Here is a 14894-nt window from a genome sequence, read left to right as displayed (position 1 = left end):
AGCCCCCGGTCCGCCGGGGGCCTTATTCGTTCCCGGGGCGGGGCGGATCAGGCGGAGCCGACGGGCGGGAGGACGATGTCGACCGCGAGACCCCGGGGGGAGCGGTTGACCAGGGCGACCGTCCCGCCGGCCGAGAGCACGGTGGTGTGCACCAGGGCCAGTCCGAGACCGCTGCCGCCGGAGGCGAGGGTCCGGGAGTCGTCCGGGCGGGAGAAGCGGTCGAAGGCGACCGGGATGAAGGCGTCGGGCATCCCCGGTCCGTCGTCCGAGACGCTGAGCATCAGGCGTCCGTCCGACTGCGAGAGGGAGGCGACGACCATGCCGCCGCCGTTCATCGCCTGGATCGCGTTCCTCACGAGGTTGTCGATCACCCGGCCGAAGTCCTGGGACGCGACCGCGTAGAGCCGGGCCGGCTCGCGCTCGTCGATCTCGTAGTCGATCTCCACCCCCGACTCCGAGGCGAGCAGGCGGGTGCGGTCGACGGCGCCCACCAGCTCGTCGACGAGCTCGGCGAAGGGAGCGGTCGGGCGGACGGTGCGGCTCTCGATGCGCGAGATGTCGAGCAGGGCGGACGCGAGGCGCACGAGCCGGTCGACGCTCTTCTGCGCATCGAGGATGACCCGGTCGACCGCGACCGGATCGTCGACGCGGTGGTGGGCGATCTCGAGCTGCGCGGAGAGCGCGGCGAGGGGAGTGCGGAGCTCGTGGCTCGCATCTGACACCATCTGCTTCTCCCGGGCCAGCGACGCGGTCTGCTTGGTCAGGAACGCGTTCAGCGTCACCGCGAGCTCGTCGATCTCGTCGCGCGTGCCGACGACCGGGAGCTGGTCGCCCTGCCCGGGCTCGGCGGCGATCTGATCCGCGCGCGCCCGCATCCGGCGCACCGGGGCGAGGGCCGCGCCCGTCAGGATCCACGAGGCGAGCCCGAACGTGACGACGAGGAAGATCGCGGCGTAGACGAGCACGTGGGCGAAGTCGTCGAGGACGAGCTGCGACGCGGCCTGATCGCGGGCGGAGGCGACCTGCCAGACGCCGCGATCGCTCTCGATGGCCGTGAAGCGGACCAGGTAGCTGCCGTTCGCCGTCGTCACGTCGGCGTACCGGGGCGAGGTGTCGGCCGGCTCCTCCGCCAGAGCGCTGAGCACCTCGCCGCTCAGGCGCGAGGGCATGGTCGAGGTGCTGACGCTCCCGTCGGGAGCGAGGGCGAGGAACAGCTGGCCCGTCGACGAGCCCTGCGTGCGCGGGACGTTGCCCGCCGAGATGTCGCGGCGCACCTCGTCCTCGATCGACATCAGGATCGTCCGCTCGCTGCGGTCGACGATGCCGGTGACCACCTGGTAGAAGAGCAGCGCCGCGAGCGCGAAGAGGGCGGTCGCCACAGCGACCGTTCCCACGGTGATCCTCGCGCGGATCGAGAGCGCGCCGACCCTGCGGCGTGCCGTGCTCATCCGCGACACGGGCTACTCGACCGGGCGGAGGAAGTAGCCCTTGCCGCGGACGGTCACGATGCTGACGCCCGTGTCCTCGGTCGGGAGCTTCTTGCGCAGGTAGCTGACGTACTGGTCGACGATGTTGTTGTCGACGATCTCGCCGCCGCCCCAGATCTCGGAGAGGATCCGCTGGCGGGTCACGACGGAGCCGACGGGAGTGATGAGGAGCTTGAGGAGCTCGAGCTCCTTCGGGCTGACGTGGATGCGCGAGCCGTCGGCGGTGCGCCGGATGCTCGATCCGTCCACGGTGATGCGTCCGACGTCGATCGAGGTGGACATCAGCGACGGGCTGCGGCGCAGGAGGGCCCGGAGGCGCGCGTTGAGCTCGGTGAACGCGAACGGCTTGGTCAGGTAGTCGTCCGCTCCGGCATCGAGCCCGAAGACGCGGTCCTCGATCGCGTCCCGCGCGGTCAGCAGCATGATCGGCGTGGGCCGGCCGAGCTCGCGGATCCGGCGGCAGATCTCGAAGCCCGACATCGCCGGGAGCATGACGTCCACGATGGCGGCCGAGAACTCGGCGTTGCTGAACGCGACGAGCGCGTCGATGCCGTTCGTGGTCAGCACGGCCTCGTAGCCGGCGTCTTCGAGGCCGCCGACGAGGGCCTCACCCATGGCTGGATCGTCTTCGACGACAAGGATCTTCACGCGCTCACCCTACGGCCCGGCTCCCAGGAGGACGCACTGGGCGGGCCGTGTGTCGATCGGATGCGGGATCGACCCATCCGATCGGCGCTGGGCGACGAATGAGGAGCAACAGACCGCTCGGGGGCGTGGCGGGAGAGGCGCGATCAGTGGCGCATTTCTACTCTTCTCTCCCCGTCGACCCGATGATCCTGTTCGCGAAGTTCACCTCTACCGTCACCCGAAGGCGGCACAAAGTGCTCAATATTCTTTCCATCTGGGCGCGTCTCGCGCTGTCGGTCCTCCTGTGGAACGTCCTTCTTCCCGTCATGCTCGTCCTGCTGCCGTTCCGCACGGGCAGGAGCGCCTCGCTCCCCGCCCTGCGACCGGTGCCGGTTCCCGCACCGACGGTGGCGATCGACACCCGGAGCACCAGCGGCGCGTACCAGGCCCACTTCCCGGTCGTTCCGGGCTCGACGCCCCGCTCCCATGAGCTCCGGCGTCGTCCGCCCACCGATCCCCGACGCCCGAACAGCCGTGCCTCTCTCCGCCAGGAGGGGGCGCGGCTGTTCGTCGTTCCCCGGGTCGATCCCGACTGACCGACAGATGTCGATATCGGCTCCTCTCGATCGCGAGCCGCGTCAAGCCCTTCGCAGAATCTCAGGGACTGGCAATACAGCGCTCGCACATGGTTCACCGATCGGAAGGAACACGGATGCTTCGCGCCACGCGCGACACCGCTGGGATCCAGCTCGATTCGACCACGGGATCCCCCGTGCGCCCCGACACCCCGGTCTCGGTGGTCGCGTCGGCGCCTCAGAGCCTGATCTCGCAGATGCTCGGACGCCGCCGCTGCGAAGCCTGCGGAGCGGCCTCGGCCCGTCGCCGCGACGGCTTCTGCTCGGCCGACTGCGCCGGCACCTTCCACCTCTACGAGTGAGCCCGACCGGCCGAGTGCCGGTGGTGAACGTTTCGAAGGCCCGTGATCGACGATCGCGGGCCTTCGTGCTGTCCGGGGAGGGTCGGAGCGCCGGGTGAGGAGCGCCACGGTCGGACTCGGTCGCCCACCGGGTGACGCCGCTCGGTCCGTGGTGGAGGGGTGCGCCTCGAGGGGCGTCGAGCACCGGAGCTGAGCTCCCGCAGGCGAGGGAGGGGAGCGGAGGACCGCGGATGTGCCCCCAGTAGGATTCGAACCTACGCCCCTGCCTCCGGAGGGCAGTGCTCTATCCCCTGAGCTATGGGGGCCAGGAGTGCCTGACCACATTAGCACCCGGGCGGGGCGGGCCCCGACGCCGGGAGCGGTCCTCCCGCATGCCACGATGGAGCCATGCTGCGCACCGTCTCCGCCTCGCTGGATCTGCGTCTCAACGGCCCGACCGACCTGATCTTCCTGGTGGCGGCGACGCCCACGGGCGACTCGTTCGAGGACTCCTTCACCGTCCGGCTCGACGGGCAGGACGTGCCGGTGCGGGAGTTCCCGGCGCGGCACGGCGCCCGCGTGCACCGCGTCGCGGGGAACGAGGGCGACCTGCGGGTCGAGTACCGGGCGCGGGTCGCCGGGCACGGCGCTCCGGACGAGCCGAGCGAGCTCGAGCTCGTCGAGTACCTGCGGCCGAGCCGGTACGCCGAGGCGGACGTGCTCGGCGGGATAGCCCGGCGCGAATTCGGGCGGGCCCGGGGCTTCGAGGCGCTGACGGCCGTCGAGGAATGGGTGCACGGCCACCTGTCGTACGTCTACGGGTCGACGGTCGGCACCGGGGGAGCGGCGCAGGTCATCGAGAGCGGCCAGGGCGTGTGCCGGGACTTCGCGCACACGGTCGCCGGGCTGCTCCGCGCCCTCGACATCCCCGCCCGGGTGACGGCGGTCTACGCGCCGGGCCTCGAGCCGCGGGATTTCCACGCGGTCACGGAGGCCTGGGTGGGCGGCGCCTGGCACGTCGTGGACGCGACCCGGCTGGCTCCGCGCGGGTCGATGCTGCGCATCTCGTCCGGCCGGGACACGGCGGACACCGCGTTCCTCAGCAGCTACCTGACGGACCTGCGCCTGACCGGGATGAGCGTGGAGGCCGACTGCGACGCGGCGCTCGTCGACGACCACGTCTCGCCGGTGCGCCTGGGCTGACGCCGGGCTCAGCCGGCGAGGACGCCGATCGCCGACCGCACGAGCGGCTCGGGGTCGCCCGGCTCGACGAAGGAGGCGCTGGACGCCTCGATCCAGTACTCGCCGACGAAGGCGTCCGCGACGCCCCGCCCCTCGGCCACCTGGTAGTAGCCCTCGATCTCCGGCGGCTTGCCGTAGGTGGGGACGGCCTTGCTGGTGGTGAAGAACTCGTTCTTGAGCGCCTCGATCACCGCGGGGTCGAGGTGGGCCACGGCCAGCTGCAGCTCGGCGCCCGAATCGTCGGACCATCCGCATACCAGGCCGTCGTACTGGGCGATCTCCTCGGAGACGGCGGTGGTCCCGATGCCGTCGTCCGGGGAGAATCCGCCCCACAGGCCCGCGAGCGCCGAGGCCGGGACCAGCTGCTCGCAGGCGAGGGGGATCGGCGTGCCGCTGACGGCGCCGCTCGCGCTCGGCTCCGGGTCGGCCGCGGGGGAGCAGCCGGAGAGGGCCGCCGCGGCGAGGGCGACGAGGAGGAGGGCGGCGGGACGGCGCATGCGTCGCACCCTAGCAACGCCGCCCTGCCGAGCGGCCCCGCGGTGCAGGAGGGACGGGGGGCGCGGGCGCGGCGGCCGGTAGAATCGCTCCCCGTGACTCCCGAACAGCTCGCCGCCTCCTTGCACGCCCTCGTCCTCGACGCCGTGCAGCGACGGGGGAGCGATGCGGGCGTCGAGCTCTCGGACGTCGTGCTGGAGCGCCCGAAGAACCGCGACCACGGCGACTGGGCCTCGAACATCGCGATGAAGCTCGCGAAGCGGGTCGGCGCGAACCCGCGCGAGCTCGCCGCCGAGCTGGCCGAGGGGCTGGGCGCGGTCGAGGGCGTCGCCACGGTCGAGGTCGCCGGTCCCGGCTTCCTCAACGTCCGGCTCGAGGCCGCGGCCGCGGGCGCCCTGGCCGGCGCGATCGTCGAGGCGGGCGAGGCCTACGGCACCGGGTCCGCCTACGCCGGCGTCCGGATGAACCTCGAGTTCGTCTCCGCCAACCCCACCGGCCCCATCCACATCGGCGGGACGCGCTGGGCGGCGGTCGGCGACAGCCTGGCCCGGATGCTCCTCTCGCAGGGCGCCGAGGTGACCCGCGAGTACTACTTCAACGACCACGGCGCGCAGATCGACCGCTTCACGCGGAGCCTCCTCGCCGCCCACCGCGGCGAGCCGACCCCGGAGGACGGCTACGGCGGCGCATACATCGGCGACATCGCCGAGCGCGTCGCGGCCGCCTACCCGGGCGACCTCGCCGTCCTGCCCGAGGAGGAGCTCGCCGAGACCTTCCGCTCGATCGGCGTCGAGCTGATGTTCGGCGAGATCAAGCAGAGCCTGCACGAGTTCGGCGTCGACTTCGACGTGTACTTCCACGAGAACTCCCTGCACGAGTCGCGCGCCGTCGACCGCGCGATCGAGCGCCTCCGCGAGCTCGGGCACATCTTCGAGGCGGACGGCGCCACCTGGCTGCGGACCACCTCGTTCGGCGACGACCGCGACCGCGTCATCATCAAGAGCGACGGGGAGGCGGCCTACATCGCGGGCGACCTCGCCTACTACCTCGACAAGCGCGAGCGCGGCTTCGATCGGGCGATCATCATGCTCGGCGCCGACCACCACGGCTATATCGGCCGGATGATGGCGATGTGCGCGGCGTTCGGCGACACCCCGGGCGTGAACCTCGAGATCCTGATCGGCCAGCTGGTCAACCTGCTCCGCGACGGCGAGGCGGTCCGGATGTCCAAGCGGGCGGGGACCGTCGTCACGATGGAGGACCTCACGGAGGCCGTCGGCGTGGACGCCGCGCGCTATTCGCTGGTGCGCTCCTCGGCCGACTCGACCCTCGACATCGACCTCGACCTGCTGACCAAGCGGAGCAACGACAACCCCGTCTACTACGTGCAGTACGCCCACGCGCGCACCCGCCAGGTCGCGGCGAAGGCCGCGGCGTCGGGCGTCCCCGTCGAGCCGTTCGCGCCCGAGACGCTGGTGCATCCGACCGAGTCGGCGCTGCTCGGCGGCCTGCAGGAGTTCCCGCGCATCGTGGCGCACGCCGCGGAGCTGCGCGAGCCGCACCGCGTCGCGCGGTACCTCGAGGAGGTCGCCGGCCTCTACCACCGCTGGTACGACAACTGCCGGGTCGTGCCGCAGGGCGAGGACCCGGTCGAGGCCGTGCACTCGACCCGGCTGCGCCTGAACGAGGCGACCGGGCAGGTGCTCCGCAACGGGCTCTCCCTGCTGGGCGTCACGGCCCCGGACCGGATGTGAGCGCGTCGGGGGCTGCGCCGCGGCGCCGGCGCGGGGGACGCGCGGCCGTGGTGGTCGTCGTGGTGCTGGTGCTGCTCGTGGTCGCGGCGGTGGTGGGCGACTCGCTCGCCCGCCGCGCCGTCGCGGACCGCGCCGCCGCGAGCCTCCGCGAGGCGCTCGCACTGCCCGCGGACCGGGCGGTGGACGTCGACGTCGCCGGCTGGGCCGTGCTCCCGCAGCTCGTCTCGGGGCGGCTGGACCGGCTCGACCTGCGCAGCTCGGACGTGACGTTCGGCGAGCTCGACGGCGACGTCGCCGCGACCCTGATCGGGGTGCCGGTGAGCGGCGTCGGAGCGGTCGAGTCCGGCAGCACGACGGTCGCGATCGACGCGGCCTCGGTCTCGCGGCTCGTCACCGAGCGCAGCACCGTACCTGTCGACGAGGTGACGCTGGACGCTCCGCTCGTGCGCGTGACCGCTTCCGTCGAGGTGCTGGGCCTCCGGCTCGGCGCGGGCGTGGGGATGGAGCTCGCCGCCGTGGACGGCGCCATCCGGCTGACCCCGGCCGAGGTCTCCGCCGCCGGTGCGACCTTCTCGGCGACCGACTTCCGCGACCGCTTCGGCGCCGTCTCCGGCGACCTGCTCGCTCCGTCGTCCGTGTGCATCGCGGACTCGGTGCCGCGCGGACTGACGCTGACCGGAGTCGAGGTCGCCGACGAGTCGCTGAACGCGAGCTTCGCGCTCTCTCCGACGTTCCTCAGCGACCCCGCGGAGCAGGAACCGGGCACGTGCGCCTGAGCCCGCGCGGCGCCGCCGCCCCGGACCGGTAGGATCGGAGCCCTGTGCCGGCGTCTTCCGCGGGCAGAACACTGACATCGCTGGCTTCAGGGGTCAATCCGGACCCGCTCGCCCCGCAGTGACGCTCCCACTCTCTCCTGTGAGGTCTCACCCGTGGACACCGTCGACGCCCGCGCCCGCGCCCCCCGGCATCCGCTCGCGCCTGAGTGGCTGCACACGCCCGCCGACCCGAACGCCCTGGCCGACGGCGTGTGGCCGGACAGCGCCGAGCGCGGCGAGGACGGCGGGATCCGGATCGCCGGAGTGCCCGTCGCCGAGCTGGTGCGCGAGCACGGCACTCCTCTCTACGTGGTGGACGAGGCCGACGCCCGCCGCCGGGCCGTCGAGATGCGCGAGGTCTTCGCCCGCGAGCTCGGCCGCATCGGCACCGGCGTCACGGTCTACTACGCGGGCAAGGCGTTCCTCTCGACCGAGGTCGCCCGCTGGATGCGCGACGAGGGCCTGAACCTCGACCTCTCCAGCGGCGGCGAGATGGCAGTGGCCCTCGCCGCCGGGATCGAGCCCGAGCGCTTCGGCCTCCACGGCAACAACAAGTCGCTCCGCGAGATCGACAGGGCCGTCGAGGTGGGCGCGGGCACGATCGTGCTCGACAGCCTCGTCGAGATCGAGCGCGTCGCAGCCGCGGCCGAGCGGCACGGCCGCGTGCAGGCGGTGCGCCTCCGGGTCAACAGCGGAGTGCACGCGCACACCCACGAGTTCCTCGCCACGGCGCACGAGGACCAGAAGTTCGGCCTCGCACTCGCCGACTGCCCGGCCGCGGTCGCCTGCATCCGCTCCTTCTCCTCCCTGCGGTTCCTCGGGCTGCACTGCCACATCGGATCCCAGATCTTCGGCTCCGCCGGGTTCGCGGAGTCGGCGTCGCGCCTGCTCGACGTCCACGCGGCACTGCTCGCGGACGGCCCCGTGCCGGAGCTCAACCTCGGCGGCGGCTTCGGCATCGCGTACACCAGCGCCGACGATCCGACCCCGATCGCCGAGATCGCGGCCGCCGTCGCCGACGCGGTGGCCGAGCAGTGCGCCGCCCGCGGCGTCCCGGTGCCGCACATCGCGATCGAGCCCGGCCGCTCGCTGATCGGGCCCGCCGGCGTCACCCTCTACGAGGTGGGCACCGTGAAGGACGTGACGGTCGGCTCCGAGGGCTCGACCGCGGTCCGCCGCTACGTCAGCGTCGACGGCGGCATGAGCGACAACGCCCGTCCGGCGCTCTACGGCGCCGACTACACGGCGCGGATCGCCGACCGCTCCTCCTCGGCCGAGCCCGCCCTCGTGCGGGTTGCCGGGAAGCACTGCGAGTCGGGCGACATCGTCGTCCACGACGACTTCCTGCCCGCGGACGTGCGGCCGGGCGACCTGCTCGCCGTCGCCGCGACCGGCGCCTACTGCTGGTCGCTCGCCAGCAACTACAACTACCTCGGGCGCCCCCCGGTGGTCGCCGTCCGCGACGGGCGCTCGCGCGTCCTCGTGCGCGGCGAGACCGAGGAGGACCTCCTCCGCCGCGACGCCGGCATCGAACGAAAGGCCACCTCCCGATGATCGAGTACCGCAGCCTCCGCGTCGCCCTGCTGGGCGCCGGGTCCGTCGGTGCCCAGGTGGCGCGCCTCCTGCTCGACCACGGCGACGAGCTCGCCCAGCGCGTCGGGGCGCCGCTGGAGCTCGTGGGCGTGGCCGTCAGGGACGTGGACGCGCCCCGCACCGCCGACATCCCGAAGCACCTGCTCACCACCGACGCCGAGTCGCTGATCCTGGGCGCCGACATCGTGGTCGAGCTGATCGGCGGGCTCGAGCCCGCCCGCAGCCACATCCTCACGGCGATCTCGTCGGGCGCGGACGTGATCACAGCCAACAAAGCGCTGCTCGCCGCCCACGGCAACGAGCTCTTCGAGGCCGCCGACCAGGTGGGCGCCCAGCTCAACTACGAGGCGGCCGTCGCCGGCGCGATCCCGATCATCCGGCCGCTGCGCGACAGCCTCGCGGGCGATCGGGTCCACCGCATCCTCGGCATCGTGAACGGCACGACCAACTACATCCTCGACCGGATGGACACCGAGCACGCGAGCCTCGAGGACGCGCTCGCCCGCGCGACCGAGCTCGGCTACGCCGAGTCCGACCCGACCGCCGACATCGAGGGCTACGACGCGGCGCAGAAGGCGGCGATCCTCGCCCGCCTCGCGTTCCACACCGACGTCCCGGTCACCCTGGTGCACCGCGAGGGCATCACCGGCATCACGAAGGCGCAGGTCGACCAGGCCCGCGACTCCGGCTACGTGATCAAGCTGCTCGCGATCTGCGAGCGGTTGACCGACGCCAAGACCGGCGTGGAGGGCGTGTCCGCGCGGGTCTACCCCGCGCTCGTGCACCGCTCCCACCCGCTCGCGGCCGTGCACGGGGCCAACAACGCGGTCTTCGTCGAGGCGGAGGCGGCCGGCGACCTGATGTTCTACGGCGCCGGCGCCGGCGGGATCGAGACGGCCTCCGCCGTCCTCGGCGACGTCGTGTCGGCCGCCCGTCGCCACGTCGTCGGCGGCCCCGGCCTGGTGACCAGCGCGAGCTCCGGGCTCGCGGTCCTCCCGATCGGCCACGTCACCACCCGATACCAGGTCACCCTCGAGGTGCTCGACCGCCCCGGCGTGCTCGCGCAGATCGCGGGCGTCTTCGCCGACCACGGCGTCTCGGTCGAGACCCTGGTGCAGACCCCGCCCGGTGCCGACCCGCTGGAGGAGCAGGGCGGTGCGGAGCGGCGCGAGCCGACCGCTACCCTGGTCATCGGCACGCACGCCGCGGCGGAATCCGATCTGGCGGCCACCGTCACCGCCCTCCATTCGCATGGTTTCGTCGGCGCCGTGACGTCCGTTCTACGAGTTGAAGGAGCCTGAGATGGCCAAGCAGTGGCGCGGAGTCCTGCACGAGTACGCGGACCGCCTCGATGTCACCGAGGCGACCCCGGTCATCACTCTCGGCGAGGGCGGCACGCCGCTCATCCCCGCGGCGGCCCTCTCGGCGCGCACGGGCGCGAAGGTGTGGGTCAAGTACGAGGGCATGAACCCGACCGGCTCCTTCAAGGACCGCGGCATGACCATGGCGATCTCGAAGGCCGTCGAGCACGGCGCGAAGGCCGTCATCTGCGCTTCGACCGGCAACACCTCCGCGTCGGCCGCCGCCTACGCGACGCACGCCGGCATCACCGCGGCCGTCCTGGTGCCGGAGGGCAAGATCGCCCTGGGCAAGCTCAGCCAGGCGATCGCGCACAACGCGCAGCTGCTGCAGGTGCAGGGCAACTTCGACGACTGCCTCGACATCGCCCGCGACCTCGCGAAGAACTACCCGGTCCACCTGGTCAACTCGGTGAACCCGGACCGCATCGCCGGCCAGAAGACCGCGGCCTTCGAGGTCGTCGAGGTGCTGGGCGACGCGCCGGACTTCCACATCGTCCCGGTCGGCAACGCGGGCAACTACACCGCCTACTTCCGCGGCTACTCGGAGGAGCTGGAGCGCGGCGAGTCGACCCGCCTCCCGCGCATGTTCGGCTTCCAGGCCGAGGGCTCCGCTCCGATCGTGCACGGCGCCCCGGTCCGCCACCCCGAGACGATCGCCAGCGCGATCCGGATCGGCAACCCGGCCTCGTGGGAGCTCGCCCTCAACGCGCGCACCGTCAGCGACGGCTACTTCGGCGCGATCAGCGACGAGAAGATCCTCGAGGCGTACCGCATCCTCGCGGGCGAGGTCGGCGTCTTCGTCGAGCCGGCGTCGGCGATCAGCGTCGCGGGGCTCCTCGAGCGCGCCGAGGCCGGAGCGATCCCGAAGGACGCGACCGTCGTCCTGACGGTCACCGGCCACGGGCTCAAGGACCCGCAGTGGGCGCTCCGCACGGCCGACGGCGCGGACATCACGCCGACCGTCGTCCCGGTCGACACCGCCGCGATCGCGGACGTGCTGGGGCTGGCCGGCGCATGACCTCGGCGGTTCCCGTCGGCCGCACCGTCCACGTCAAGGTCCCCGCCACCTCGGCGAACCTGGGCCCCGGCTTCGACACGCTCGGCCTGGCGCTCTCGTTCTACGACGAGCTCGACGTGACGGCCGTCGCGGCCACGGGTGCGCGGGTCACCGTGCACGGAGTCGGCGAGGGCGAGGTGGCGACCGACGAGACGAACCTCGTCGTGCAGGCCATCGCGTACACGTTCGCCGACCAGCGGCAGGAGATGCCCGGCATCGAGGTGATCGCGCGCAACATCATCCCGCACGGCCGCGGGATGGGCTCGTCCGGCGCCGCGATCGTCTCCGGCATCATGGCCGCGAAGGGCCTGCTCGAGGGCGTCGTCGAGCTCGACTCGGACGACCTCCTCCGCATCGCCACCGAGATGGAGGGGCACCCCGACAACGTGGCGCCCGCACTGTTCGGCGGCCTCACCATCGCCTGGGTCGAGCCGCACGCCTCCGGCGCCGACGACTCGCCGCTGCGACCGCGCTCCAAGAAGCTCATGGTCCACCGCGGCGTGTCCCCGGTCGTCTTCGTGCCCGAGCACACCATGTCGACGCGGCTGGCACGCTCGCTGCAGCCGCAGAGCGTGCCGCACGAGGACGCGGTGTTCAACGTCTCGCGCTCCTCGCTCCTGATCGCCGCCCTCATCCAGAGCCCGGAGCTGCTGTTCGCGGCGACCGAGGACAAGCTGCACCAGAACTACCGCGCGGCCGCCATGCCCGAGACCTCAGCGCTGATCGCGCTGCTGCGCTCGAACGGCTACGCCGCCGTCGTCTCGGGTGCCGGACCGAGCGTCCTGGTGCTCTGCAGCGACCCCGCCCAGCGCCTCGCCGCCGCGGATCTGGTGGAGCGGGAGGCCCCCACGCCGTGGCGCGCGCACATGCTGGCCGTCGACTTCAAGGGTGCTACAGTGGGGACCGCATCCCGAGGAACCGCGTAACGAGCGGAATCTGTCCGACGGATCGTCCCGACAACCACGGCCATCACATCGTGTGAAGGGCGCCCCTGCTCCTCTTGCAGACCGGCGCCTGGTCTCCGGGCCCTCTCCTCGCTCTCTGCGGCAGTCGGTCCCGGCGGCCGAGAGCATCGCGTGGATCAGAACACGCGATGGCACCGCACGGTCGATGAGCTCTCCCGGTGAGCACTCGTTCCCGGGGGGAAGGAACCCTCTCCAGTGACAGACGTCAACACCTACGGCTCGACCGTGGACCTCACCGCCGACCTCTCCGGTCTGCGCGTCGCCGAGCTCCAGGCTCTCGCGACGCGGCTCGGCCTCGGCGGCGCCTCCAAGCTCCGCAAGGGCGAGCTGGTCCAGGCCATCTCGGACCTGCGCGCCGCCTCCGCCGAGGACGCGCCCGCCGCGATCGCCGACGCGGTCGCTCCGGACGACGCAGCGGTCGCCCCGGACGTCGACGCCACCGGCGTCGAGGCCGAGCCGGCCGATGTGGCCGAGCAGTCCGCTCCGCAGCCCGGGGCGCCGGCGGAGCTGCCGACGCCCGTCGAGAGCACCGAGGCCGACACGGCCGACGTCCTCGAGCAGGCCGCGCCCACCGTCGACGAGCCCTCCGCGACGGCCGCCGAGTCGGCCCCCGTCGAGCTCGAGCTCCCCGCGGCGGCCGAGCCGGTCGCCGAGCCCGCCGAGCGCGCGCCCCGCCGACGCAGCTCGCGCCGCGCCTCCAGCGGCACCGTCGCCGCCGGCGAGCACCTCAACATCCCCGGCGGGACCGGCGTCGAGTCGCTGATCCCCGACCTCCCCGTCATCGAGCAGGACCGCGACGCCGACCAGGCCGCGAAGCCCGTCATCGACATCGAGCTGCCCAACGGGCCGGAGTCGGACGACTCCTCCCGCGAGGGCGGCCAGCGCGAGCGCCGCGGACGCCGCCGCAGCCGCGGGGGCGCCTCCGAGCAGGCCGAGCAGGCGCCCGCCGAGAACGACGCCGACTCCTCCGAATCCGGCGACCAGCAGGAGCAGCAGGGCGGAGACCAGCAGCAGAACGGCGACCAGCAGGGCACCGGCCGCGGCCGCAACCGACGCAACCGGAACCGCAACCGCGGGGACGACCGCCAGAACGACGCTCAGCAGAGCCCCGCCGCGCAGTCCCAGCCGCAGAACGGTCAGGGCGCGCGCGCCGCGCAGTCCGAGGGCCAGCAGGCTCCTCAGCAGAACGGCTCCGGACAGCCCCAGAACGGCCAGCAGGCCGAGGGCGAGGACGGCCGCCGCAGCCGCTACCGCGACCGCAAGCGCCGCGGCGGAGCGATCGGCGACGACTTCGAGCCCGAGATCGGCGAGGACGACGTCCTCATTCCGGTCGCCGGCATCCTCGACGTCCTCGACAACTACGCCTTCGTGCGCACCACCGGGTACCTGCCCGGCGTCAGCGACGTCTACGTCTCCCTCGGACAGGTCAAGAAGTACAACCTGCGCAAGGGCGACGCGGTCGTCGGCGCCATCCGCCAGCCCCGCGAGGGCGAGGGCGGCGGCCGCCAGAAGTACAACGCGATCGTCCGCGTCGACTCGATCAACGGCCAGACCGTCGAGGAGGCCGCTGCGCGCGTCGAGTTCCAGAAGCTCACGCCGCTCTACCCGACCGAGCGCCTGCGCCTCGAGACGGAGCCCGGCAAGCTGACCCAGCGGATCATCGACCTGGTCGCCCCGATCGGCAAGGGACAGCGCGGCCTGATCGTCGCGCCGCCCAAGGCCGGCAAGACCATCGTCCTGCAGCAGATCGCCAACGCGATCGTGCAGAACAACCCCGAGGTCCACCTGATGGTCGTCCTGGTCGACGAGCGTCCGGAGGAGGTCACCGACATGCAGCGCACCGTGCGCGGCGAGGTCGTCGCCTCCACCTTCGACCGCCCGGCCGAGGACCACACGACCGTCGCCGAGCTCGCGATCGAGCGCGCGAAGCGCCTGGTCGAGCTGGGCCACGACGTGGTCGTGCTGCTCGACTCCATCACCCGTCTCGGCCGCGCCTACAACGTGACCGCTCCTCCCTCGGGCCGCGTGCTCTCGGGCGGCGTGGACGCCTCGGCGCTGTACCCGCCGAAGAAGTTCTTCGGAGCGGCGCGCAACATCGAGAACGGCGGCTCGCTCACCATCCTCGCGACGGCGCTCATCGAGACCGGCTCGAAGATGGACGAGGTGATCTTCGAGGAGTTCAAGGGCACCGGCAACATGGAGCTCCGCCTCTCCCGTCACCTCGCCGACAAGAGGATCTTCCCCGCCGTCGACGTGAACGCCTCCGGCACGCGCCGCGAGGAGATGCTGCTCAGCGCCGACGAGGTCAAGATCACCTGGAAGCTGCGCCGCGCCCTCGCCGGGCTCGACCAGCAGCAGGCGCTGGAGATCATCCTGTCGCGCCTGAAGGAGACCTCGTCCAACGTCGAGTTCCTCATGCAGGTCTCGAAGTCGGCCGTCGGCCCGGCCACCGCCGGCCACGGCAACGGCCACCACTAGCGCCCCGACGTCCGCGGTCGCCCCTGTCACCGGGGGCGGCCGCGGGCGTTTTCGCGTCCCCGGGCGATGAGCCCGACCCCGACCACCTCCGGAAGCCAGGACCC

13 protein-coding genes and 1 tRNA gene are annotated in these 14894 nt (G+C 72.5%); 10 read left to right on the top strand and 4 right to left on the bottom strand.

Features of this window, described 5'->3' with window-relative positions; translation table 11 throughout:
* Positions 1-47: 47 nt before the first annotated feature.
* The gene (locus C5C44_RS01290; protein ID WP_146084280.1) at positions 48-1448 is read right to left on the bottom strand and encodes a cell wall metabolism sensor histidine kinase WalK; all 1401 of its coding nucleotides are present in this window, start codon (positions 1446-1448) and stop codon (positions 48-50) included.
* A 12-nt stretch (positions 1449-1460) separates the two neighbouring features.
* Positions 1461-2135, bottom strand: a complete 675-nt coding sequence (locus C5C44_RS01285; protein ID WP_258059273.1) for a response regulator transcription factor — start codon at positions 2133-2135, stop codon at positions 1461-1463.
* A 146-nt stretch (positions 2136-2281) separates the two neighbouring features.
* Here C5C44_RS01285 and C5C44_RS01280 point away from each other — a divergent pair, with 146 nt between their 5' ends.
* Both C5C44_RS01280 and C5C44_RS01275 read left to right on the top strand, forming a co-directional pair.
* Positions 2282-2710: a hypothetical protein gene (locus tag C5C44_RS01280; protein ID WP_104335108.1), complete on the top strand. Its 429-nt coding sequence runs from the start codon at positions 2282-2284 to the stop codon at positions 2708-2710.
* Positions 2711-2826: 116 nt separating this feature from the next.
* Positions 2827-3051, top strand: a complete 225-nt coding sequence (locus C5C44_RS01275) for a hypothetical protein (protein WP_104335107.1) — start codon at positions 2827-2829, stop codon at positions 3049-3051.
* A gap of 233 nt (positions 3052-3284) precedes the next feature.
* Here C5C44_RS01275 and C5C44_RS01270 read toward each other — a convergent pair.
* Positions 3285-3356, bottom strand: a tRNA-Arg gene (locus C5C44_RS01270).
* An 82-nt stretch (positions 3357-3438) separates the two neighbouring features.
* Here C5C44_RS01270 and C5C44_RS01265 point away from each other — a divergent pair.
* A complete protein-coding gene (locus tag C5C44_RS01265; RefSeq protein ID WP_104232730.1) occupies positions 3439-4233 on the top strand; it encodes a transglutaminase family protein in 795 nt (264 codons plus the stop codon).
* A gap of 8 nt (positions 4234-4241) precedes the next feature.
* Here the strand turns inward: C5C44_RS01265 and C5C44_RS01260 are convergent, their stop codons facing one another.
* On the bottom strand, positions 4242-4769 hold the full coding sequence (locus tag C5C44_RS01260) for a hypothetical protein (RefSeq protein ID WP_104237561.1): 528 nt from the start codon (positions 4767-4769) through the stop codon (positions 4242-4244).
* 93 nt (positions 4770-4862) lie between these two features.
* On the opposite strand from C5C44_RS01260, the gene argS reads away from it, so the two are divergent.
* The 7 genes from argS (at position 4863) to rho (ending at position 14790) form a co-directional block, all read left to right on the top strand.
* Positions 4863-6521: an arginine--tRNA ligase gene (gene argS / locus C5C44_RS01255; RefSeq protein ID WP_104222999.1), complete on the top strand. Its 1659-nt coding sequence runs from the start codon at positions 4863-4865 to the stop codon at positions 6519-6521.
* 47 nt (positions 6522-6568) lie between these two features.
* Positions 6569-7297, top strand: a complete 729-nt coding sequence (locus C5C44_RS01250) for an LmeA family phospholipid-binding protein (protein WP_104262485.1) — start codon at positions 6569-6571, stop codon at positions 7295-7297.
* A gap of 153 nt (positions 7298-7450) precedes the next feature.
* Positions 7451-8890 carry a diaminopimelate decarboxylase gene (lysA, locus tag C5C44_RS01245; RefSeq protein ID WP_104335106.1) on the top strand — a complete coding sequence of 480 codons (1440 nt, stop codon included), beginning with the start codon at positions 7451-7453 and terminating at the stop codon, positions 8888-8890.
* Complete coding sequence (locus tag C5C44_RS01240; RefSeq protein ID WP_104223002.1) at positions 8887-10230, top strand: homoserine dehydrogenase; 1344 nt, start codon at positions 8887-8889, stop codon at positions 10228-10230. The genes lysA and C5C44_RS01240 overlap by 4 nt, the downstream gene beginning before the upstream one ends.
* Before the next feature lies 1 nt (position 10231).
* On the top strand, positions 10232-11308 hold the full coding sequence (thrC, locus tag C5C44_RS01235; RefSeq protein WP_104223003.1) for a threonine synthase: 1077 nt from the start codon (positions 10232-10234) through the stop codon (positions 11306-11308).
* Positions 11305-12273 (top strand): homoserine kinase, encoded by a 969-nt coding sequence (gene thrB / locus C5C44_RS01230; protein ID WP_104225562.1) that lies wholly within the window; start codon positions 11305-11307, stop codon positions 12271-12273. The genes thrC and thrB overlap by 4 nt, the downstream gene beginning before the upstream one ends.
* Before the next feature lie 234 nt (positions 12274-12507).
* Positions 12508-14790: a transcription termination factor Rho gene (gene rho / locus C5C44_RS01225; RefSeq protein WP_104335105.1), complete on the top strand. Its 2283-nt coding sequence runs from the start codon at positions 12508-12510 to the stop codon at positions 14788-14790.
* The last annotated feature ends 104 nt before the right edge of the window (positions 14791-14894 follow it).

Origin of the sequence: Rathayibacter sp. AY1F6, assembly GCF_002932035.1 — a bacterium.
Classification (GTDB): domain Bacteria; phylum Actinomycetota; class Actinomycetes; order Actinomycetales; family Microbacteriaceae; genus Rathayibacter.
This window is presented reverse-complemented; position numbering and strand designations above follow the sequence as displayed.

Excerpts from the sequence above, each read along its gene's own strand:
- C5C44_RS01290 (WP_146084280.1), bottom strand. The coding sequence starts at position 1,448 with ATGAGCACGGCACGCCGCAGGGTCGGCGCGCTCTCGATCCGCGCGAGG.
- C5C44_RS01260 (WP_104237561.1), bottom strand. The coding sequence starts at position 4,769 with ATGCGCCGTCCCGCCGCCCTCCTCCTCGTCGCCCTCGCCGCGGCGGCC.
- thrC (WP_104223003.1), top strand. The coding sequence starts at position 10,232 with ATGGCCAAGCAGTGGCGCGGAGTCCTGCACGAGTACGCGGACCGCCTC.
- C5C44_RS01240 (WP_104223002.1), top strand. The coding sequence starts at position 8,887 with ATGATCGAGTACCGCAGCCTCCGCGTCGCCCTGCTGGGCGCCGGGTCC.
- C5C44_RS01275 (WP_104335107.1), top strand. The coding sequence starts at position 2,827 with ATGCTTCGCGCCACGCGCGACACCGCTGGGATCCAGCTCGATTCGACC.
- thrB (WP_104225562.1), top strand. The coding sequence starts at position 11,305 with ATGACCTCGGCGGTTCCCGTCGGCCGCACCGTCCACGTCAAGGTCCCC.
- C5C44_RS01265 (WP_104232730.1), top strand. The coding sequence starts at position 3,439 with ATGCTGCGCACCGTCTCCGCCTCGCTGGATCTGCGTCTCAACGGCCCG.